The following is a 19,828-nucleotide window of genomic DNA, read 5'->3' as shown; positions in this document are numbered from 1 at the left end:
AATGACCGCTATATTAACCAAGGGGGTCAGTTTTTAAATGCCATTAGGGGGTCATTTTTACACTGCCGCTAACAATGTGGATAGCTGTTTGGATCTAAACCTTGTGCCCAAGTGATGGTTTTGGAAACTAAATTGACCATGTCGATTAATGGCTTTTCAAGTGGTGTGCCTTGTACTTTTAAAATAAAGTCAGCTACAGGCGAGCCTTTGTTAGGTGAACCGACCGCAGTCAGCGATGCGACTTTAGACGGCATCACGCCTGCAACATAACGAATAGTGGGCCCACCATGTGAGTGACCAATTAAGTTGACTTTGCTTGCACCTGTAATTGCAAGAATTTCATCGACCTGTTGTGCCAGTTGTTCCCCACGAACTTCGGATGAGTTAAAAGGAGATACACGGGTTGCCCAAGCGTTTGCACCGTTACGTGCTAAATTGGGTAAAATTTGGTACCAATAATCGACACCTAACTGATCTCCACCAATATTGATAAAGCCTGCCATACCGTGAGTAAACACAATCGGATATTTGGTTTTGGCATAACTGGAGATCACGAAGTTAGATTTGACCTGTTCTGCATTGGATGCGTGCGCGGTACTGAAGGTACTAGCCGCAATTAAGCCTGCAATGAATAATCCATATTTCATATAACATCCTCTATTTTATTGTGCTTTCCTAGCATGACAATATCTATTGTCAAATATCATTATTCAGGAAATTTGCTAGATTGCAAGTTCTGAATGATTCATGGTTATTGAACTTCTTGCACTTGAGTTTCAAGCACAGGAAGATGGTTTTGCCAAGATTGAAATGAGCTTTACTATTATAAACCTTGTAATTTCAATCGGTTGGCATGTTGTCGATACAGTGCAACTGGGTCAGGTGCAAACAAGCCCGTTAAGCCAAACATCATGTTGGCAAGGTCGGTATGATTTAGTCGGTAGTTGTCACGAATGACGTGTCCAATGTGGGTACTACAACGTGCGACCATGCCATCGTTGTCTAAATTGCCATAAGACAGTGGGCCGAGTTGCATTAAAACAGTGTCAATATCCAGTAAATTGGTGGCTTGTGCTACACCTGTCCATGAATAGTAATGAATCCCGCGATCTACTTTGGCACCGCTGCTGCTACAATTTGCGGCCAAGGCTGTGGTTGGAAAACGACGGTTAAAATCGGCAGAGGCCGTTTCAGTGAGTGATGCCATTGAAGCATCAAAATCAATAGGCATGTCGGGTTGAGCTTGTGCCCAGCTAATCAGTGGTGCGACCATATAATCGCCCAAAATATTAAAAGCGGTACGTGATAAACGATTGTTCTGAATATCATCGGCAACTTTTGAACCGCGGAATGTACCTGCTACACCTGTAATTGAGGCAACATATTCAGGTTTGGTAGCAGCCACATAACGCACCGTTGGACCGCCATGCGAGTGACCAATTAAATTGACTTTGGCCTTGCCTGTAATGGCCATGACTTCTTCGACTTGGGCAATTAACTGTTCACCGCGAAATTCTGTACGATGTGCAGGCGAGAGCTGTGCTGCAAAAACGGTAGAGCCATTGCGTGCCAGATCAGGCAAAATTTGATACCAGTAATCCATGTTGAAGGTTTCATTGCCAATGCGTGACCAGCCTAGCCAGCCATGCACCATTAACAATGGATATTTGGTTTTGGCATAGTCTGATTTGACTCGTTCCTGAACAGCTAAAACGCTTGGCGCTGCTTGGGCTGTGCTTGTCATTCCGTATAGACAGCCGATTGCTGCCAGTGAAAGGGCACGTGTGTAATTGATCATGGTCATAACAATCCTGTGTTCTTTATTTTTATGGTGAAAAGTTGTGATCTAAGCACCTCCCTTACAGCTTAGTCTTTGTTGCCTGTTGGTAGTCATCTACGACTATTTTTTGTACGATTCGATATTTTTCCATGTGCCATACATAAAAAACATATCATTTGAGGACAGTTCTAGGCTGTGAATAAACAGATTTGTAAAAATAATTTAATATACAAATATCTTTAAATATTAAGTATATGCGTAACTTAATATCTTGCTTGAAATGTGTGAAAGGGTACACTGAAACAATAAAAAATAGGGCAGTGATTTGCCCTATTTCTTTGCAGTTGAATACAGCAGATTGTTCAATCTGCAAAAGGTAGTTTGTCGCCTTGATCATGCACTTGTTCAAAAGTGTCTAAACGTAATTGTTCTTGAGGGTTGCTAAAATGCTGGGTGCGCAGTTGTTGTACCGCTTGTTGTTTGGCATTTTGGCTCATACCGCTTTTCATGATCTGATCACGCTCAGTCAAATAGCCTTGTACCCGAGATTTCCACTGACTACGTTGTCCATCTAACTGTTCTAAACGCTGGGTAGCTTCTGGGCCTACCAAGTTTAGACGCATGTCACGAATTTCTGCGGCAGAACCGCCACGTGCTTTAATTGCTGCGGTTAAACTGCGCAAATCCTGTAAAGTATTTAACTGCTCTAAATTCTCCTGCCAATCTTGCGGGAGTTGTTTAAATAATTCCTGTAATTTTTGCGCTTTTTCAGCTTCGGACAATTTTTTATTCTCCATGACGGCCATACGCTTTAAGGTATATTCATGATAGGCATCTTCGGTACCAAATAAACCTTCAATTTCATAATCTGAAAAATACTGTTTACGCAGGTTTTGCATATTGCTAAAAATGCTGCGGTAATATTGCGGATCTTCCTGACTCAAGTTCGGTGCTTGCAGTTGCCCCAACGCATTTCTGTAGTCTAAATAACGCTGCCATAAATCTAAAATTTGCGATAAAGCAGGCTCTTTATGGCTTTGCGTAATATAGGCTTTAAAATCTGTACTGATTGCTTCAAGGCTCTTTTCGCCATATTGGGTAATAAAATATTCAAAACAATTGCGGGTTTGTTCATTAACGATCAGGCGGTTACTTGAATCTAGTCTGAGCTGACAATTGATTTCGGTATCTTGCTGGCTTGGACTTAAAAATGACGCGGCAGCGTTATTGTGCATGGCCTGCTGCATGCGTATCTGTTCTGCACTTTGTGTATCTGAAGTCTGTTCACGAGAAGTAGATTCAGATGTGCCTGACTGCGGCATCAGCCAATACACCAATGCGGCAATGGCTAGAATAACAACAGCTAAAACAACCCATATTTTATTTTTCTGCATTCCGATGCACCTGTTTCATCCGTTTTATTTTTTTAATCGGGTTTCAATATGCCATAAAAGTTGGTAGCTGTTCTAGAAAAGTTGTCATTTATCTCGGCAGATTGTTACCATGACGCAGTTTTGCTTTAACTTACTTTTTGCTATGAAATCATCTGCGGCTAAAATTCAGCGTCGTGCCATTAGTGGTGTGTTTTTATTAAATAAACCTTTGGGGATTAGTTCTAATGCGGCTTTGCAAAAAGTACGCTGGTTGTTTCGGGCGCAAAAAGCAGGGCATACGGGGGCATTAGACCCATTGGCTTCAGGTTTGTTGCCTATTTGTTTAGGTGAGGCCACCAAGTTTTCACATTATTTACTCGATTCTGTAAAACGCTATCAGACCACCATTCAATTCGGGCATAGCACTACGACAGGAGATGTAGAAGGTGAAGTCTTGTTACGGCAAGCTGTGCCAGCATTAAGCCAAGAAAAAATTGAACAGGTTTTGACGCAGTTTCAGGGCGATATTATGCAAGTCCCGCCCATGTATTCTGCCTTAAAAAAAGAAGGTCGTCCGTTATATGAGTTGGCTCGTCAAGGCATAGAAATTGAACGTGAAGCACGCCCAGTTACCATTTATGCGATTGAGCTACTGTCATTTACCGAAAACAGTATCACGCTGGATGTGACCTGTTCCAAAGGTACATACATTCGTGTGTTAGGTGAAGATATTGCCAAAGCTTTAGGCACTTATGGACACCTGACTTATTTGCATCGGATTAAAACGGGGCATTTTGATCTGATTCCAAGCTATAGCATTGAATATTTGGAAAGTTTAAGAGAAGCGGAACGTGAAGCCTTATTGCTGCCTGCTTATGCGCCTGTACAGCATTTTCCACAGGTTCAGGTGCCTGAAGGTCGGGCTGAATATTTTAGCCGAGGCATGGAAAGTAATATCGAGCATCCTGCTGTTGCACAAGTATTGGTGTTTGATGGTGAGCGTTGTTTAGGCTTGGCAGAAATTACCGACAAAAAACGCTTGGTGCCTAAACGAGTGTTAAATCTTTAAAATGCAGTGAGATAGTCTGTTTAAACTTGTGCTATGAAGACGTAAAGTTTCTCATACAAATCTTTGCAGGATTTCAGCTTCATGCCCTATACAGTAATTAGAGCTAAAAACTGAAATTAAAAACCGACAATAAAACCGAGCGTTGCGTTAGCCAGTGACATTTGCTTGCCAGCCAGCATCGGTTTAAAACAAGAGGTCTGCACATGAATATTTTTGAAGCTTTGCGCCAGAGTCACGAGATTCAACGAGATTTAGCCACCCAACTCATTCAAACGTCGGGCGATAGTCCTGAGCGTAGAGCCTATTTTGAACAACTCAAAAACGAATTGTTTGCCCATGCCGTGGCAGAAGACCGTTATTTTTATATCCCTTTAATGATGATGGATGCAGGGTTGAATATTACCCGCCACGCCTTGTCTGAACATCATGAAATTGATGAGTTGCTGGAACAGTTGACCGAAACTGAAATGAGCAATACAGGCTGGTTGGCTGTGGCCAAACAATTGTCAGAAAAAGTCCATCACCATTTAAAAGAAGAAGAACACGGTTTTTTCCAACAGGCAGGCAAAATTTTATCTGAATCGCAAAAACAAAGTTTGGCCAAACAATACTTGGCAGAGTATGAAAAATATAAACAAATGTCTAAAGACAGTTTGGTTTAAGTTTTCATTCAAAATGCCATTTAAGCACTGTGTGGCTGTTTGGGTTTTTTCACGGCTCTTAAGGTCACACCAACCGAAGCCAGCATAATGCAGCACAAAGCCAGCCATTGCAGGCTGGTGATTTTCTCACCCAATAAAACCAAACCTGTAAGTGCAGCCAAAGCAGGCGACAAACTGGACAGTGTGCCATAGCTCATTTTGCTGAGTTGTTTCAGCGCTTGTAAATCTAAAGCATAAGGAATGGCGGTGGCGAGTACTGCAATGGCAAGTGCTTTGCCCCAATATTGAGTTTCAAACAGTGCGGGTGCATTGTTATACAATCCAAATGGAATTAGGGCCAAAGCCGAAATACTGATGGCGATGGTTAGTGCATGCATGCCAATATTTTGCTGTACCACTTTCTGGCCGAAGTAAATATAAAAGGCCCAGCATAGACCTGCACCCAAAGCGAATACTGCGCCCAAGATGCTAAAATTATCGCCGTGAGCTTGTCCCCATGGCACCATGAAAATAATGCCTAAAATGGCCAAGAACACCCAGATATAATCTTTACGGTTTTGAATGGACAATAATGCCAAACCCAAAGGCCCGACAAATTCTAAACCCACTGCAATGCCTTGCGGTAATTTGCCCAAAGACAGATAAAACAAAATATTCATGCAGCCCAAGGCTGCGCTATAGCACAATAAATCACGCCATTTTAAATAGGACAGCCGCGAAAGAATTTGCCATGAGCGAAACATGATTGCCACAATCACGCTGGCAAAGCACAGCCGTAAAATTGTCACGCTAAGCGGGTCGAGTACCTGAAAGAGTTGTTTGGCAAATGAGGCACTGATTTGATAGGAGATCATGGACAGAACCATGAACAACACCGCAGTGAGTTGGGCGTTTGGCATGAGGCAGGAAAATACTCTAAAGCGTCAGAATAGGAATACGGGGGAGATTATACCAAGTTTAAAATACTAGCGGGTTGTGTAGCACGATGCTGTGCAGATGCAGCAGACATAAAAAACCACAGTACGCAGACTGTGGTTTTTTGTAGCATGCGCTGCTGGTATTAGAACAATACACGTACGCGAATTGTGCCTTCAACTTCATGCAAGGTATCAAGCGCTTCTTTAGATGCCGTTGCATCAACGTCCATTACCAAGTAACCGACATCACCTTTGGTCATAAGTGACTGACCAGAGATGTTGATGCCGTGTTCAGCAAACAGGTTGTTAATTTTAGACAATACACCTGGAATATTTTGGTGAATGTGTAATAAACGGTGTTTGCCTTCGGTTAATGGCAGTGCAATTTCTGGGAAGTTCACTGCAGATAAAGTCATACCTTTATCTGAATATGCAACGAATTTCTCTGCAACTTCTAAACCAATGTTCGCTTGTGCTTCCATCGTCGAACCACCCACGTGCGGTGTTAAAATCACGTTTGGCAGGTTGCGTAGTGGAGAAACAAACTCTTCACCATTGGCTTTTGGTTCTTTCGGGAACACGTCAACTGCAGCACCTGCAATATGACCAGACTTGATCGCATCAGCCAAGTCTTCAATAACGACACAGGTACCACGTGCTGCGTTAATGAAAATAGAGCCTTCTTTCATTTGTGCAAATTGTTCTTTTGCCATGAAATTACGGGTAGATGGCACATCTGGAACGTGTAAAGAAACCACGTCTGCATTTGCCAATAATTCGCCCATTGAGCCAACTTGACGTGCATTACCTAAAGGTAATTTGGTCACTGCATCATAATAAATCACGTGCATACCCATGCTTTCAGCTAAAACTGAAAGTTGAGAACCAATTGAACCGTAACCCACGATACCTAAAGTTTTGCCACGTGTTTCAAATGAACCTACTGCAGACTTATTCCAGCCACCAGCATGTGTGTCGGTTGATTTTTCAGGTACGCGACGTAGCAATAAAATTGCTTCAGCCAGTACCAATTCTGCAACCGAACGGGTATTTGAATATGGGGCATTGAATACTGGAATACCACGTTCCATTGCTGCAGTTAAGTTCACTTGGTTGGTACCAATACAGAAACAACCTACAGCAATTAGCTTGTTCGCAGCTTCAAAAACTTCTTCAGTCAGCTGTGTGCGTGAACGAATACCAATGAAATGCGCATCTTTAATCGCTTCTTTTAACGCATCGCCCTCAAGCGCCGTTTTACGATAATCGATGTTGGTATAACCCGCTGCATTTAACACGTCGATAGCGTTCTGGTGTACGCCTTCTAACAACAAGAAACGAATTTTATCTTTAGGTAGTGAAAGATGTTGGCTCATTACGGCTCCGCTACAAAGGCCAAATTTAGTGGCGGTATGATAACATAGGAGACGGGTCGATATACATTTCCTTTATGACCAAGTGTGCAGGTATTTTTTGTCAGATATAATCTCATTCAGAAATATTGGCTTAAATCTCCCTGTAATTTGCGGGTTATATTATCGGAATTGCCAATATTGACGGGTTTTTCAGAAAAATCGCTTATAATAAGCGGCATTCATGAAAGCCAACCCATGCTGTTGCTTTGATGCACAAAATTTTGTCTTAAGCATCTTCATCTAAAATCTTCAGAAGATGTTCAGACAGTCGCTTTTCTTCCTGTTTAATTCTTGCTAGGTCTGCAAACGATGAATGCTCCAGTCGCTTTAACACCTGAGTTATTGACCCAATTAACGGCAATAGTCGGTGAAAACCGTATTAAAACTGATGCTGATAGTCTCCAAAACTGGGGTCGTGACCATACAAAGCATTTTGATCCGAATCCATCGGTCATTGTTTTTCCATCCAGCACGGAACAAGTACAAGCTATTGTGAAACTGGCCAATCAGTTTAATGTTGCAATTACGCCATCGGGCGGACGTACAGGTTTGTCTGCGGGTGCAGTCGCAGCCAACGGTGAAATTGTGGTAAGCATGGACAAGATGAATCAAATCTTGGAATTTTTCCCTGCAGACCGTATGGTGCGCGTGCAAGCGGGTGTTGTGACCGAACAACTGCAAAACTATGCAGAAGAACAGGGTATGTATTATCCGGTCGATTTCGCCTCTTCAGGTTCTTCACAAATTGGCGGTAACATTGGCACCAACGCAGGCGGTATTAAAGTTATTAAATACGGCATGACTCGTAACTGGGTGTTGGGCCTAACTGTAGTGACAGGTAAGGGCGACATCCTTCGCCTGAACAAAGGCATGATCAAAAATGCAACGGGTTATGCGCTGCAACATTTATTTATTGGCGGTGAAGGTACACTCGGTTTAGTGACCGAAGCTGAAATTAAACTAGAGCGCCAACCGCAAGATTTACAAGTGATGGTATTGGGTGTGCCTGATTTTAATTCAGTGATGCCTGTATTACATGCCTTCCAAGCCAAAATTGATCTGACTGCATTTGAATTCTTTGGTGAATTGCCAATGCAGAAAGTGTTGGATCATGGCCATGTGCAACGTCCATTTGAAACTCAATGTCCATTCTATGTGTTGCTTGAATTTGAAGCGCCATTTGAACCAATTATGGACAAGGCGATGGAAATTTTTGAATACTGCATGGAACAAGGCTGGGTGATGGATGGCGTGTTGAGCCAAAGTCTAGACCAAGTCGAAAGCTTATGGCGTTTGCGTGAAGACATTTCTGAGTCGATTGCGCCGTTCATTCCATATAAAAATGATATTTCAGTGCTGATTACTCATGTTCCTGCATTTATTCAGGAAATTGATGCAATTGTGGCAGAAAACTATCCTGACTTTGAAATTTGCTGGTTTGGCCACATTGGTGACGGTAACTTGCACCTGAATATTCTAAAACCTGCAGATTTAAGCAAAGATGAATTCTTTGCTAAATGTCAGGTGGTGAACAAGTACGTGTTTGACACAGTGAAGAAATATGATGGTTCAATTTCTGCAGAACACGGTGTGGGGATGACCAAAAAACCATATTTGGAATATTCTCGTTCGGCTGAAGAAATTGAATATATGAAAGCCTTGAAGCAAGTATTCGACCCTCAGGGCATTATGAATCCAGGCAAATTATTTGATCTGTAATTCATTTGAGTTAATAAAAAACGCATCCTAGAGATGCGTTTTTTATGCTGAGATTTTAATTTTACATTTCTATGCTAGCGTTTTTGCGCTAACAAGGCATCATAGAAGTATGAATAATAATGAACATTTTGGAGGAATTATGTTGCGTTTAATCACGGTTTCAGCATTGGGTATTGGGCTATTGTCAGGTTGTGCAACCACACAAAATATTATTTCACAGGTCAGTCCTGCAGAAACGCCTTTGGCGCAAGTATTAAAACAACGTCCAGATTTGCGTAAACAACTCAGCACGGTGGAAATTCGTCAATACTTTAACCGTGTGGAAGCACCAACTGCGGCAGAAGTAAAAATTACCGAAACAGGATTAATGGACGATTCAGTGCGTTCTATTCGCAGCATTTATCACTTCAAAAATGTGAATGGGCAATGGCAGCAGGGCGATGTACAGACTGCTTATTTATGTGCACGTGGTAAAAATACCAAGACTTTCCAAGCAAAAAAATGCCCTTAATTTATTAGTTGTCGTTATTCGGCATATCATTCATCTATGAATCTAAAGCTTGGCTCAAATGAGTGATGTTCTAAAAGTGCAACAAAGTGTCTGTGGATAATACTCGTGTTATCCACAGATTTTATTTAGGATCAAACATCTTCCATTCAGTTCAGGCTGGTACGTAAAGCTATGTCACTTAAAACATTGGCGTTTCTACACCGCAATGATAGCCGTTTTGCCGTGGGCGATTTTTATCCTGTCCTTTCAATCTTTTCGCATTATGAATTGGGCAATACCGTATCGCCTTTTTTATTGCTCGATCATTTAGGGCCGGGTGTTTTAAAACCAACGCAATTGCGTAAAGGGGTTAGCGACCATCCGCATCGGGGTTTTGAAACGGTCACGCTTATGTTTCAGGGTGAATTGGAACATCGTGATTCAAGCGGTGGGGGCGGAATCATTGCCGAAGGTGACGTACAGTGGATGACAGCCGCTTCAGGGGTAATGCATCAGGAAGTCTTTAGTGAAGCATTTTCTAGGCAAGGTGGTGCTTTTGAAATGCTGCAATTGTGGGTCAATTTGCCTGCCAAAGACAAAATGAATCCGCCGCGTTATCAACGTTTACGTGCGGCACATATTCCTAAAATTATGTTGGCAGATGATACGGGTTATGTGCGAGTGATTGCTGGTGAGTATCAACAACAAGTAGGGCCTGCCCAAGTACATTCGCCTATGCACGTATATGATGTATTTGTAAAACAAGGGCATCGTATTCAATTGCCTGCGCAATCGGGCGACACCACCTTGTTGTATATGCGTTCTGGGCGTGCCCAATTTCAGTCTACAGATGAAGAATGGGATGATCATGCTTTAGCTGTGATGTCGAGTCTAGGAAATAATGTTGAATTGACAGCATTACGTGACAGCCATTTTTTATATTTAAGTGCTACGCCTTTGCATGAGCCGATTAATGGGCATGGCCCATTTGTAATGAACAGCTATGCAGAAATTCTAGAGGCGTTTGACGATATTAAAACAGGCAATTTTATCCGCTACCCCGCCGAAGGAAGTGATGCCTGATTTGGGCTGGTGTCGCATCAAGTGCCAGGTTCTATTCATCTCAACGACTTAAAAAAGCGCCACAAATTTGCCATTCAACTCTGTTAAACTGCAGCTCAATTTTCTATTTTATGGGCTAAACGCTGCTGAATTGCATCATTTAGTCCTTTACAACTCATGCCACAGCAGCAAAAAAATACCATTCAACGTGCCACACTCATGTTTCCCTTGGCTTTGGTCTTGTTTGAGTTCGCAGTTTATATTGGCAATGACTTGGTTCAACCCGCAATGTTGGCCATCACACAAGATTTTGGTGTCAGTAGTGCATGGGCAGCTTCGTCCATGTCATTTTATTTGTTGGGCGGTGCTTGTGTAGCGTGGTTATTGGGGCCACTCTCTGACCGTTTGGGGCGCAAAAAAGTATTGTTGGGCGGCGTGGCATTTTTTACCCTAACCTGCTTATTGATCTTATTGACTCAGAATATTGAAAGTTTCCTTGCCCTTCGTTTTTTACAAGGGTTTGGCTTGTCGGTCATTAGTGCAGTCGGTTATGCGGCTATTCAGGAAAACTTTGCAGAGCGTGATGCAATTAAAGTCATGGCACTCATGGCAAACGTTTCTTTACTCGCTCCCTTGCTCGGCCCAGTCTTGGGTGCATTTATGATTGAGCATGTTTCTTGGCACTGGGGGTTTATTGGCATAGCACTGTTGGCATTTTTGAGTTGGTTTGGATTGAAAGCCAAAATGCCTGAAACTCAGCAAAGTATTCCCAAACGTCCGTTTCGAGATGTGTGGGATGATTTTAAGCAAGTTTTTCAAAATACCAGATTCTTAGGTCTAACATTGGCACTACCCTTATTGAGCATGCCCTTAATGTTGTGGATTGCATTATCTCCCGTGATGTTGGTTGAGGATTTAGGCTTTAGCAGTCTGCAATACGGTTTGGCACAGTTTCCTGTTTTGGGTGGTTTGATTTTAGGCAATCTGGTGCTGATGAAAGTCATTGACCGTTTGCCTTTAGGTAAAACAGTCTTGATTGGCCTGCCTTTAATGTTGTTGGGCAGCGTGCTGATCGTATTGGGGGCAATTTGGCAAAGCTATTTTGTATGGTGTTTGGTGATTGGCATGAGCCTGATCAGTTTTGGTGAGGGGATGAGCTTTTCAGTCTTATATCGTTTTGCCTTAATGTCATCGGAAGTGTCTAAAGGGACTGTTGCTGCCAGTGTTTCAATGCTATTGATGCTGTGCTTTTTTATAGTGATTGAACTGGTACGTGTTTTATATATTCAATTTGATATTTGGGCTTATAGTGTGGCTTGTTTGGTGCTGATAATGCTGTGGTTTAGTTTGCCACGCATGATGCTTAAACAGGTGATGCAGGAGCGAGTTGCTGCAGGGCAGTTTTAAGGGTGTAAATTTTTCTGCTGCATCATCAAACAAGGCGATGTTGTATCGCCTTGCAATATTTGATTTAGAAATCAAATATCAAATAATGTGTAATGTGATAAACGCTAAAAAGGACTTGTAGATTAAGCCTCTACAGGTTGTTCCATCTTTTTCAATTTAGCATCAAAAACAAATGGGCCAAAAGGTAAAATTGATGCAATTAAGCCCAAAATAAACATTTTAAGAGACCATTTTTGTTTTTCACAAACCACAAAAAGCACCACTAAAAATGCGATAAACAATACGCCGTGACCCATACCTACATATTTCACTAAAATTGGGTTATCGAACATATATTTCATTGGCATGGCAATAAATAACAACAATAAGAATGAAATACCTTCGAGTAAACCAACCAGACGTAATGTTTTAATGTTCATGCCAATCTTTTTAAAGTGGATAAAAATGCAGTGTAGCTGAAATTTAGACATTCGCAAAGATGAGCGGTTGTGATCTCTGCACATTTATAAGTTAGACACGATGTTTGCAAAATTGAGCTGTTTTCTGCTAGTTCGTAGCAAGTTTTTCAAAAATTAGTGAGTGTGGATATGAAACACGACTGATATAAAGCGAGACGAGCTGCATTGAGCTTATTTTTAGAATAATCCACAACAAGATGATTTTACTTTTTTGCGGATAAGTCGAAAGGCATGTGTATAACCCTTAACTTATCCACAATTGATTTTAAATGTTTTATTGAAAATGTATAAAGCGGGTTTAAATGACCCCACAGGCGATTCGCTCACCACCACCGCCCAATGGTTTTGGATGGTCGGCATAGTTATCGCCGCCTGCATGAATCATTAAAGCCAATCCTTCAACTTGTGCCAATGTTAAACGTGGTGCAATCATGGTTACTTTGGCTGTTCCATCGCTTGCAACACTTAAAGCAGGTAAATCACCTAAATGTCCTGTCAGCGGTGTGCCATGATGCGGGACATTTTTCGGATTAAAATGACCGCCCGCTGCCAAAGCAGCAACCATTTTTCCATCTTTTTCTGCTGCTGCACATGAACCTTTTTCATGGATATGAAAACCTCGTTCACCTGCAGGGAGTTGCTGGAGTTGGGTGTGAATGACTAAGCCTGCTGCACTGTCACGCAGTTCGACCGTACCTAATTCTTTGCCAATACCTTGTGCTGAAACAGCATGCATTTTCACTAATTTTGATTTTTCTTGTGTGGTTGCGGTGGTGCTGCAACCCATGAGTACTAGACCACTAAAAGCAGCAAGACTGGCAAATTGGAGTATTGAGCGCATAAAAGACATCCTGTTTGTTGTGCATAATATTTAGGGATGTCTTGATTGAAACAAAGTTAGCCACGTTACAATACAACATTTGCGTAGTGGAATGTATGTACTGTGTTGAGCTGATTTGTTCAGATCAACACAGCCATGTGAGCAATATGATCAGAAAGAAAGCTTAATCAAGCTTTGAATTGGAAGATGAATCGTCTTCGGGTAGGTCGTGTGCAAGTGTGGCTTTCGGCATCATTAAAGCTTCGGGTTGATTATTTTCATGCAACCATTCACGCCAAATAGCCAGTAACACGGCCAAAATAACAGGGCCAATAAACAGACCAATTAAGCCAAAGCTAGCAATACCACCCAGTACACCAAACATAATCAATAAGAATGGAATTTGGGTCGCACCTGAAATCACCAAAGGTCGGATGACGTTATCTGCCGTGCTGACTACACACACGCCCCAAGCCATAACGCCAATGGCTTCCATGGTATGCCCTTGGGTGAATAACCATAAGGATACCGAACCATAAGCCAGCGGTGGGCCAAAGGGAATCAGCGCAAATAAGAAGGTCACAATTGTCAGTACCATTGGGTTAGGTACATCGGCCACAAAATAACTTACACCTGCCAATAAGGCCTGTGCAATTGCCGTAAGACCAACCCCATACACCACGGCACGTGTGGTTTCAGAAATGGTATCTAAATAGTGGTGAATACGTGGCCCAATCACCATTTCTAAAGCCTTGCTGACTTGATGCAAGATGGTGTGACCATCACGATAGAAAAAGAAGAGCGATAACAGGGCAAAACCCAGTTTAATCAGATTTTTACTGACCTCATTAATGACCACTTTTCCGTAGTTTAAATGTCCCTGAATCCATAAGGAAATAGACTGCACAATACTGTTGGGATCGTGGTTAATTTCTTTGAGAGTGCGGGTGACTTCTTTTCCGATAATCGGTAAATTACGAATAAGATCAGGCACATCTAAATGGCCAGAAAAGACCTGTTTTTGCAATTCGTAATATAAATTGCGACCTTCATGTTGCAGAATAAAAATGGCAAAGGTGAGTGGAATACCTACTACCAACGTGACCAACAGCATCATTAGGGCTGCACTGAGTGTAGGACGATGACCGCATAGACGTAGCACCGACTGATACAGTGGCCAGCTCATGTAGGCAATAATTGCTGCCCAAACAACAGGAATAATGAAGTATTTGAGTATATGAAAACCCAAAAACATCAGGACAAAAAACAGTCCAAACAATAAAATTTTTTGTAATGTTGGCGCGTACTGTTGCACTGAATTCACTGAAACATTCCTAAGGTCATGTGCCATATTAACTGAAAAAAAAGCTCCCGAAAACGAGAGCTTGGTAAGTTCTGGTGAATAAACCCTAAACAGGGGATATTCTAGGCTTTAAAACCATTGGCTAGGGTCATCTACTATGGCGTTTAACACAGGTTGCCATTGATCTTGCATCTGTAAATAAGTCTTTTGAGTTTTATCAAAAATACTGAGACCCTGCATGGCCAATTGTCCGTAAGCGGCGCGTTCTGAAATCCAAGCCACAGGCTGCTGTTCAATTTTTTGGAAAAAGTCCTGAATATCTTTAGAACTGGCAGAGTTTGGTTTGACACGGTTGGCCAGTAATAAAATTTGTACCTTGCCTTTGCGAATGCGCTTAATATCTTGTAAATGCTTTAAAAAGCGACGAGTGGAGTCAATATCAAAAAACGAAGGTTGTAGCGGCGTGATAATAGCATGCGCTTCACTGACCAATTGTTCAGCATGCTCGCCCGATAATGCCCCAGGTGCATCAATAATTAAGTATTCAATATTTTTAGGTGCATCACCAATCGACTTTTCGTGACGCCAGTCCAGACTTTGAATTGGGGCGGCTGTTTCTGGTCGTTGTTTTAACCACTGTAGCGCAGATTTTTGGTTGTCGGCATCAGCTAAGGCAACTTTATAGCCTTTTTGTGCAAGTGCAGATGCTAAACTAATAGCCGTAATGGTTTTACCACAGCCACCTTTTTGGTTGGCAATCAATATAGTTTTCATGACCCTCGAATCGATTTTACGCTGCTCACTCCTAGCATAGCATTGTTTTATGCTCGGAATATGACAGTTGACAAAAGTCGTAAAGAGAACTGAAAAAATTCAGGATTAGAAGGTTAAATGTCAATTTGGATGGCCATGCTGATTGGGGCATGTATAGGCGTAGTGTTGACCACGCTGATTTTGAGTAATAGCCGTAACGGGCGGATTAAAGCTGAGTATGAGCAATATATTGCAGAAATTGAACTTGCTCATCAGCAGGCGTTATTGCAGGCGCAAAAGCGCAGTGTAAACACCAGCCGTGCGGTGCTAAAAGGCAAAATGGCAGAGCAACTGGCACCGATTATGCCAGAATTTCAGTATTTACCCAGTGATGCCAAATTTTTAGGTGATCCTGTCGATTATGTGGTGTTTGATGGTTATACCGATTATCGGGATGGCAACGGACGTGCCGAAGATATTGCCATTGTCTTAATTGATATTAAAAGTGGTGGTGCGCGTCTGACCAAAGGCCAGCAAGCCATTGCTCAGGCAATTCAGCAGGGTAAAATTCGTTTTGAAACTATCCGTATTGATTTTCAAGATAATGATTAAACATATCTCACGCTGTAACAACGCGATATGACGTCATCTTTGTGGGTTGCATGGCAATGTAAGAGGCATAGTTGGTTTTAGCTATTGAAGCAAAGTCTTTGCATTTAGATTTTAAAGTGATGACTTTAACTTATCATTTGGGTTTATGCACCCGCGCCAATAACATACGCTGCGCAAGGCTTGGAATGCCTGCAACATCGATATAGCGAACTTCGCCCAATTCAAAACCCGTTTCGAGTAGGGCGACTTCAATATCACGATTTAGATGGCAGCCATCTGCAACTTTCTTTTGAATAGGGGTAAGCAGGTGCTGTAAACGCTGAATATTTAGGCTTTGTCGGTTCAGCACATGCTCCACCACATGCAAAGTACCGCCGGGTTGTAGTACACGATAAATTTCCCGCAAACTTTGTGCCAAATCTGCAATGCTGCACAGCGTCCAAGTAGACACCACATGCTGTAGTTGTTCATCGGCAAAAGGGAGTTGTTCTGCACTTGCAGCAATGTGCTCAACTAAAAAGGGTGCTGCGTCAATTCGTTCCTGTGCCAGTTGAAAGACGGCTGCATTGGGCTCTAAGGCATAAACCGTATCGATATTTTGATAAAAAGCTAAATTGATCCCTGTACCAAAGCCTATTTCCAACACTTCACCTGACACGCCCAATAAAAGTTCACGGCGCAAATCCATGAGCGACGGGGTTTGCATGACTTGATTGAGCAGGTGCGGAAAAATATGTTTTTGATAAAGTCGGTACAGCATATTTTAATCTGATCATTCCTTTTTATTACCTTTGAGCTTAGCTGAAAAGTCTGTGCTTTTGCTATGTCAGTACATGCCAAAGACTGCATTTTGTTACTAATTTCAACTATTGTATTCATGATCTAGCGCTAAGATAAAAAGCTGAATACATGAATTTGATGGGCTGATGACCATGATGAAAAAGCATATTTCACTCAAACTGACCGCATTATTGTTGACTTTGGCTTTGCCATGTTCTGGCTATGCTTCGGTTGAGCGTAATATTGCCAAAGGCTTACCACCTGTCGTGAAAGGTCAGTCGATTGAAGTCTTGCAACCCTTTAAAGGTGATTTTCGGATTTTGGGTTCTAAAACCTATCAACATGATGCCCAAGCCAAATTTTCTCCAATTGATTATGCGGTGAGTTGGGGTTTATTTGCTGAACCTGAAATTGCCCGTCATATCACGGTCAATCAATATGACCGCTATTTAAACTGGAAAATAGATCGTTTGCCTGTACCTGCGGAACAAGCCATGCAAATGGTCTCCAATATGCACATCATTCCTGCCAACCCACAAATTGCCAAAGAAATTAAGAAGGTCAAACGTGGCGATTTGGTGCGTTTAAAAGGGGAGTTGGTGGAAGTCAAAGATCAGGATTTGGTCTGGACATCATCGCTTACCCCTACCGATACGGGGGATGGTGCTTGTGAGGTATTTCGCGTCAGTTCAATTCAGTGGATTGAAAAGGTTAAAAGTTAGGACAGGGTGATGAATGGCTATTTGCGCATGTGTTTGAGTGGATGTGTTGTGGCAGTGGGCATAAGCGCATGCACAGGTATGAATTCAAGCATTGATGGACAAACGTTTAAATTTACGGCACAGCAGCAATGTCCCGCATTGTTAGAAATGGATGTTGGGCAAACTTTAGAATTACAACTGAATGAAAACCTAAGCACAGGCTATCAATGGAGTTTGGTAGAGCCGCTGAAGTTATTTGATGTAGAAAGTATTTATCACACTGCTGAAGCTTCATCTTCTGCCCAAGTAGGGCAAGGCGGACAAAAAATATTTTATTTTCAGGCTATCAAGGCTGGTCAGGAATTGCTCCACGTGAAACATGCCCGAGCATGGGAAAAAACCGCAATACAAGAATGGCAATGTCGGGTGCGTATTTCTTGATGTGTTTGATTATGCTAAACAGCTCGAATCATTGTTAGATTCAACGGCAAAGAATCTATAATTTCTTAAAATAAAAAGCCTTGTGAGGCTGTTTATAATCAGTATCACACGGCTTTCCTATCTAAATTTAAAACTAAAATACTCAAAATTATTTGGCGCTGAGTGCTTGCCCTTCAAATCGGATGCCATCCCAACCATGTTGCATAAACTGGCGAATGTTTTGGTGGTCACTGCCTGTCAGGTTTGCACGTACCGAGGCATAGTGTTCTGCAAACAAACTGAGGGTTTGTGCCTGATCTAAACCTTTTAACTGAGCAAAAGAAAATACTTTAGCGCTGCCCTGATTTTCAGTGGCAGCATTGTTTTGTTGTCCATTTTTAAATGCGGTTGGGGTGTGGTTATAGTGTGCTTCAATGAATGCAATCACATCGGCAAATGTTGCACTGCCTGCCTCAAGTTGAGCTAATAATTCTTTTGCCATGACATCCTCCACATGTGCCTAAATTGAAATAATATGCAGACTAGCGCAATTTGGTTTTGAGTGGAAAACTTTTTCGTGTATTTAACTTATGTGATTTAGGAAGATGTAAAATCTGAGCAAAGATATGGATGCTTCGGGCAAGATATCTTGAAATACAGAGTGATTGATATCAAATAATCATATTGACAAATATAGTCAAACATATACAATTTAGGTATTAAATTTTAAAAAAACTTGCAATGAAATACTTGACTGAAAGCTTAAAGAAAGTAGAGCAAGACCTTGCTTATTTTGTATCCCCTGAAAATAAAGATGGGTTTATTAAGGAATTTGCATCATGGGTCTATGGTGAGTGGTCAAAGAATGATTTCTATGAAACCGATATTGTAGATTTAGGCTATGATTGTTCTTCGCACCCTAAAAAAACGAATCAATCACTCTCCGATAAATGCCCCACCTATGCTGATTTTATTAATGCAAATACAGGCTTTTCTGAATGTACTCACGTTTCAGGACAGGGTATGCGCTGTCAAGAATATGAGGAAAAATTATTAGAGATTTTTGGTGATGCTTGCGCTAAAAAACTAGATGATTTAGTAGAGCCATATCAACTAGAAGTGCCTGAAAAATACAAAAAACACGCTAAAAACATTAGTGAATTGATCTTTCATGAATTAGTAGACTATTCAGATGATTCAGAGCTTTACGATTTATGTGATTATATTTTATTTAAATATAATCAGTTAGGGGTTGCATCGCAACCTTATACATGCCCTGTTGTTGGATGGGATGATGATAATGACAGAGCAATATATTGTGATGAATCCATATTCAAAGACTATACACTCGAAGATTTTAAAAAGTTAGCGGAGATTGATTAATGTATTCTCCTGCTAAATTCGGTGAAATGATTGGGAAGTCGGTTAAAACTCTACAAAGATGGGATGCCGAAGGCACTTTAATTGCATTCAGAAATCCTAAAAATCGCAGATACTACACGCACGATCAATACCTTGAATATATCGGTATAAAAGCAACCGAAGAAAAATCATCAGTAGTTGTTTATTCAAGGGTATCAAGTGTTGCTCAAAAACCTGATTTAGTTAATCAGGTGGCAGCTTTAGAAACTTTTTGTACTGCAAACGGTTATGCTATTGATGATTGGGTGTCAGAGATCGGGAGTGGTTTGAATTATAAAAGAAAGAAATTCAATCAGCTTTTTCTTGATATTGAAATGGGTAAAGTTTCAATGCTAATCATTGCTCATAAAGATCGCTTAGTACGATTTGGTTTTGAGTGGTTTGAATCTTTTGCAGAAAGACATGGCTGTAAAATCATTATTATGAATCAAGAATCTCTATCCCCAACGGAAGAAGTAACACAAGACTTGTTAGCGATTATTCATTGTTTTTCCTCTCGACTTTACGGATTAAGAAAATACAAAGAAAAAGTTAAAGAATTAGTGAATAGTAAGGAATAACTTTTTGAAACTAACACGCATCCACCATTGTAAAAACTTGAATGTGCAAAAGTACAAACAGCTTGAGAAACAAGCTGTTTTACTTGGTCGTATTCGTAGCGAGGT

The 19,828-nt window shown here is 41.4% G+C and carries 21 protein-coding genes and 1 pseudogene; 11 read left to right on the top strand and 11 right to left on the bottom strand.

The annotated features are described in order from the left end of the window. Window positions 1-74 precede the first annotated feature (74 nt). The 3 genes and pseudogenes from HHA43_RS11940 to HHA43_RS11930 form a co-directional block, all read right to left on the bottom strand. A pseudogene (locus HHA43_RS11940) lies at window positions 75-647 on the bottom strand (esterase/lipase family protein); the annotation flags it as partial. Between the two features lie 176 nt (window positions 648-823). Continuing rightward, window positions 824-1,804, bottom strand: a complete 981-nt coding sequence (locus tag HHA43_RS11935; RefSeq protein ID WP_168542668.1) for an esterase/lipase family protein — start codon at window positions 1,802-1,804, stop codon at window positions 824-826. Window positions 1,805-2,142: 338 nt separating this feature from the next. Further along, a complete protein-coding gene (locus tag HHA43_RS11930) occupies window positions 2,143-3,174 on the bottom strand; it encodes a lipase secretion chaperone (protein WP_168542666.1) in 1,032 nt (343 codons plus the stop codon). 142 nt (window positions 3,175-3,316) lie between these two features. Between HHA43_RS11930 and truB the strand changes: the two genes are divergently transcribed. Next, window positions 3,317-4,222: a tRNA pseudouridine(55) synthase TruB gene (truB, locus tag HHA43_RS11925; RefSeq protein ID WP_168542670.1), complete on the top strand. Its 906-nt coding sequence runs from the start codon at window positions 3,317-3,319 to the stop codon at window positions 4,220-4,222. A 203-nt stretch (window positions 4,223-4,425) separates the two neighbouring features. Next, on the top strand, window positions 4,426-4,884 hold the full coding sequence (locus HHA43_RS11920; protein ID WP_168418489.1) for a hemerythrin domain-containing protein: 459 nt from the start codon (window positions 4,426-4,428) through the stop codon (window positions 4,882-4,884). A 20-nt stretch (window positions 4,885-4,904) separates the two neighbouring features. On the opposite strand, the gene HHA43_RS11915 is transcribed toward HHA43_RS11920, so the two are convergent. Next, window positions 4,905-5,783 carry an EamA family transporter gene (locus HHA43_RS11915; protein ID WP_168542664.1) on the bottom strand — a complete coding sequence of 293 codons (879 nt, stop codon included), beginning with the start codon at window positions 5,781-5,783 and terminating at the stop codon, window positions 4,905-4,907. Between the two features lie 161 nt (window positions 5,784-5,944). Then, a complete protein-coding gene (serA, locus tag HHA43_RS11910; RefSeq protein WP_168418491.1) occupies window positions 5,945-7,177 on the bottom strand; it encodes a phosphoglycerate dehydrogenase in 1,233 nt (410 codons plus the stop codon). Between the two features lie 348 nt (window positions 7,178-7,525). Between serA and HHA43_RS11905 the strand changes: the two genes are divergently transcribed. From HHA43_RS11905 to HHA43_RS11890, 4 genes are all read left to right on the top strand, one after another. Next, entirely contained in the window at window positions 7,526-8,935 is a 1,410-nt protein-coding gene (locus HHA43_RS11905) for an FAD-binding oxidoreductase (protein ID WP_168460724.1), read from the top strand. A gap of 139 nt (window positions 8,936-9,074) precedes the next feature. Further along, the gene (locus HHA43_RS11900) at window positions 9,075-9,446 is read left to right on the top strand and encodes a hypothetical protein (protein ID WP_168418493.1); all 372 of its coding nucleotides are present in this window, start codon (window positions 9,075-9,077) and stop codon (window positions 9,444-9,446) included. Between the two features lie 171 nt (window positions 9,447-9,617). After that, on the top strand, window positions 9,618-10,508 hold the full coding sequence (locus HHA43_RS11895; protein WP_168542662.1) for a pirin family protein: 891 nt from the start codon (window positions 9,618-9,620) through the stop codon (window positions 10,506-10,508). A 156-nt stretch (window positions 10,509-10,664) separates the two neighbouring features. After that, window positions 10,665-11,894, top strand: a complete 1,230-nt coding sequence (locus HHA43_RS11890; protein WP_168542660.1) for an MFS transporter — start codon at window positions 10,665-10,667, stop codon at window positions 11,892-11,894. A 122-nt stretch (window positions 11,895-12,016) separates the two neighbouring features. On the opposite strand, the gene HHA43_RS11885 is transcribed toward HHA43_RS11890, so the two are convergent. The 4 genes from HHA43_RS11885 to HHA43_RS11870 all read right to left on the bottom strand — a co-directional run bounded on the left by HHA43_RS11885 (window position 12,017) and on the right by HHA43_RS11870 (window position 15,249). Further along, window positions 12,017-12,313: a DUF3817 domain-containing protein gene (locus HHA43_RS11885; RefSeq protein ID WP_168418496.1), complete on the bottom strand. Its 297-nt coding sequence runs from the start codon at window positions 12,311-12,313 to the stop codon at window positions 12,017-12,019. A gap of 337 nt (window positions 12,314-12,650) precedes the next feature. After that, window positions 12,651-13,139 carry a superoxide dismutase [Cu-Zn] SodC gene (gene sodC, locus HHA43_RS11880; protein WP_266096375.1) on the bottom strand — a complete coding sequence of 163 codons (489 nt, stop codon included), beginning with the start codon at window positions 13,137-13,139 and terminating at the stop codon, window positions 12,651-12,653. A 217-nt stretch (window positions 13,140-13,356) separates the two neighbouring features. After that, window positions 13,357-14,496, bottom strand: coding sequence for an AI-2E family transporter (locus HHA43_RS11875; RefSeq protein WP_168542656.1), 1,140 nt, complete (start codon window positions 14,494-14,496; stop codon window positions 13,357-13,359). 108 nt (window positions 14,497-14,604) lie between these two features. Further along, on the bottom strand, window positions 14,605-15,249 hold the full coding sequence (locus tag HHA43_RS11870; RefSeq protein WP_096901247.1) for a ParA family protein: 645 nt from the start codon (window positions 15,247-15,249) through the stop codon (window positions 14,605-14,607). Between the two features lie 117 nt (window positions 15,250-15,366). On the opposite strand from HHA43_RS11870, the gene HHA43_RS11865 reads away from it, so the two are divergent. Then, complete coding sequence (locus HHA43_RS11865; protein WP_168418498.1) at window positions 15,367-15,840, top strand: Holliday junction resolvase-like protein; 474 nt, start codon at window positions 15,367-15,369, stop codon at window positions 15,838-15,840. Window positions 15,841-15,973: 133 nt separating this feature from the next. Here HHA43_RS11865 and HHA43_RS11860 read toward each other — a convergent pair whose 3' ends face one another. Next, entirely contained in the window at window positions 15,974-16,600 is a 627-nt protein-coding gene (locus tag HHA43_RS11860; protein ID WP_168418499.1) for a class I SAM-dependent methyltransferase, read from the bottom strand. 175 nt (window positions 16,601-16,775) lie between these two features. Here HHA43_RS11860 and HHA43_RS11855 point away from each other — a divergent pair, with 175 nt between their 5' ends. Both HHA43_RS11855 and HHA43_RS11850 read left to right on the top strand, forming a co-directional pair. Next, window positions 16,776-17,342 (top strand): hypothetical protein, encoded by a 567-nt coding sequence (locus HHA43_RS11855; RefSeq protein ID WP_171287417.1) that lies wholly within the window; start codon window positions 16,776-16,778, stop codon window positions 17,340-17,342. A 9-nt stretch (window positions 17,343-17,351) separates the two neighbouring features. Further along, a complete protein-coding gene (locus tag HHA43_RS11850) occupies window positions 17,352-17,762 on the top strand; it encodes a protease inhibitor I42 family protein (RefSeq protein WP_168418501.1) in 411 nt (136 codons plus the stop codon). A 148-nt stretch (window positions 17,763-17,910) separates the two neighbouring features. Here HHA43_RS11850 and HHA43_RS11845 read toward each other — a convergent pair whose 3' ends face one another. Continuing rightward, entirely contained in the window at window positions 17,911-18,243 is a 333-nt protein-coding gene (locus HHA43_RS11845; RefSeq protein ID WP_168418502.1) for a HopJ type III effector protein, read from the bottom strand. Between the two features lie 239 nt (window positions 18,244-18,482). Between HHA43_RS11845 and HHA43_RS11840 the strand changes: the two genes are divergently transcribed. Together HHA43_RS11840 and HHA43_RS11835 are read left to right on the top strand one after the other, a co-directional pair. After that, window positions 18,483-19,124: a hypothetical protein gene (locus HHA43_RS11840; protein ID WP_168542654.1), complete on the top strand. Its 642-nt coding sequence runs from the start codon at window positions 18,483-18,485 to the stop codon at window positions 19,122-19,124. Next, window positions 19,124-19,723 (top strand): IS607 family transposase, encoded by a 600-nt coding sequence (locus HHA43_RS11835; RefSeq protein WP_168542652.1) that lies wholly within the window; start codon window positions 19,124-19,126, stop codon window positions 19,721-19,723. The genes HHA43_RS11840 and HHA43_RS11835 overlap by 1 nt, the downstream gene beginning before the upstream one ends. Window positions 19,724-19,828: the final 105 nt, after the last annotated feature.

The organism is Acinetobacter sp. A2, assembly GCF_012371325.1.
Taxonomy (GTDB): domain Bacteria; phylum Pseudomonadota; class Gammaproteobacteria; order Pseudomonadales; family Moraxellaceae; genus Acinetobacter.
The sequence above is the reverse complement of the archived record's forward strand: the minus strand, read 5'-3'. Positions and strand labels throughout refer to the sequence as shown.

What these genes read in the sequence shown, in the direction of transcription:
- serA (WP_168418491.1), bottom strand. Translation starts at nt 7,177, where the DNA reads ATGAGCCAACATCTTTCACTACCTAAAGATAAAATTCGTTTCTTGTTG.
- HHA43_RS11885 (WP_168418496.1), bottom strand. Translation starts at nt 12,313, where the DNA reads ATGAACATTAAAACATTACGTCTGGTTGGTTTACTCGAAGGTATTTCA.
- HHA43_RS11855 (WP_171287417.1), top strand. Translation starts at nt 16,776, where the DNA reads ATGAAAAAGCATATTTCACTCAAACTGACCGCATTATTGTTGACTTTG.
- HHA43_RS11845 (WP_168418502.1), bottom strand. Translation starts at nt 18,243, where the DNA reads ATGGCAAAAGAATTATTAGCTCAACTTGAGGCAGGCAGTGCAACATTT.
- HHA43_RS11935 (WP_168542668.1), bottom strand. Translation starts at nt 1,804, where the DNA reads ATGACCATGATCAATTACACACGTGCCCTTTCACTGGCAGCAATCGGC.
- HHA43_RS11860 (WP_168418499.1), bottom strand. Translation starts at nt 16,600, where the DNA reads ATGCTGTACCGACTTTATCAAAAACATATTTTTCCGCACCTGCTCAAT.
- HHA43_RS11905 (WP_168460724.1), top strand. Translation starts at nt 7,526, where the DNA reads ATGAATGCTCCAGTCGCTTTAACACCTGAGTTATTGACCCAATTAACG.
- HHA43_RS11895 (WP_168542662.1), top strand. Translation starts at nt 9,618, where the DNA reads ATGTCACTTAAAACATTGGCGTTTCTACACCGCAATGATAGCCGTTTT.
- HHA43_RS11850 (WP_168418501.1), top strand. Translation starts at nt 17,352, where the DNA reads ATGAATGGCTATTTGCGCATGTGTTTGAGTGGATGTGTTGTGGCAGTG.
- truB (WP_168542670.1), top strand. Translation starts at nt 3,317, where the DNA reads ATGAAATCATCTGCGGCTAAAATTCAGCGTCGTGCCATTAGTGGTGTG.
- sodC (WP_266096375.1), bottom strand. Translation starts at nt 13,139, where the DNA reads ATGGGTTGCAGCACCACCGCAACCACACAAGAAAAATCAAAATTAGTG.
- HHA43_RS11920 (WP_168418489.1), top strand. Translation starts at nt 4,426, where the DNA reads ATGAATATTTTTGAAGCTTTGCGCCAGAGTCACGAGATTCAACGAGAT.
- HHA43_RS11930 (WP_168542666.1), bottom strand. Translation starts at nt 3,174, where the DNA reads ATGCAGAAAAATAAAATATGGGTTGTTTTAGCTGTTGTTATTCTAGCC.
- HHA43_RS11900 (WP_168418493.1), top strand. Translation starts at nt 9,075, where the DNA reads ATGTTGCGTTTAATCACGGTTTCAGCATTGGGTATTGGGCTATTGTCA.
- HHA43_RS11865 (WP_168418498.1), top strand. Translation starts at nt 15,367, where the DNA reads ATGTCAATTTGGATGGCCATGCTGATTGGGGCATGTATAGGCGTAGTG.
- HHA43_RS11915 (WP_168542664.1), bottom strand. Translation starts at nt 5,783, where the DNA reads ATGCCAAACGCCCAACTCACTGCGGTGTTGTTCATGGTTCTGTCCATG.
- HHA43_RS11840 (WP_168542654.1), top strand. Translation starts at nt 18,483, where the DNA reads ATGAAATACTTGACTGAAAGCTTAAAGAAAGTAGAGCAAGACCTTGCT.
- HHA43_RS11835 (WP_168542652.1), top strand. Translation starts at nt 19,124, where the DNA reads ATGTATTCTCCTGCTAAATTCGGTGAAATGATTGGGAAGTCGGTTAAA.
- HHA43_RS11890 (WP_168542660.1), top strand. Translation starts at nt 10,665, where the DNA reads ATGCCACAGCAGCAAAAAAATACCATTCAACGTGCCACACTCATGTTT.
- HHA43_RS11870 (WP_096901247.1), bottom strand. Translation starts at nt 15,249, where the DNA reads ATGAAAACTATATTGATTGCCAACCAAAAAGGTGGCTGTGGTAAAACC.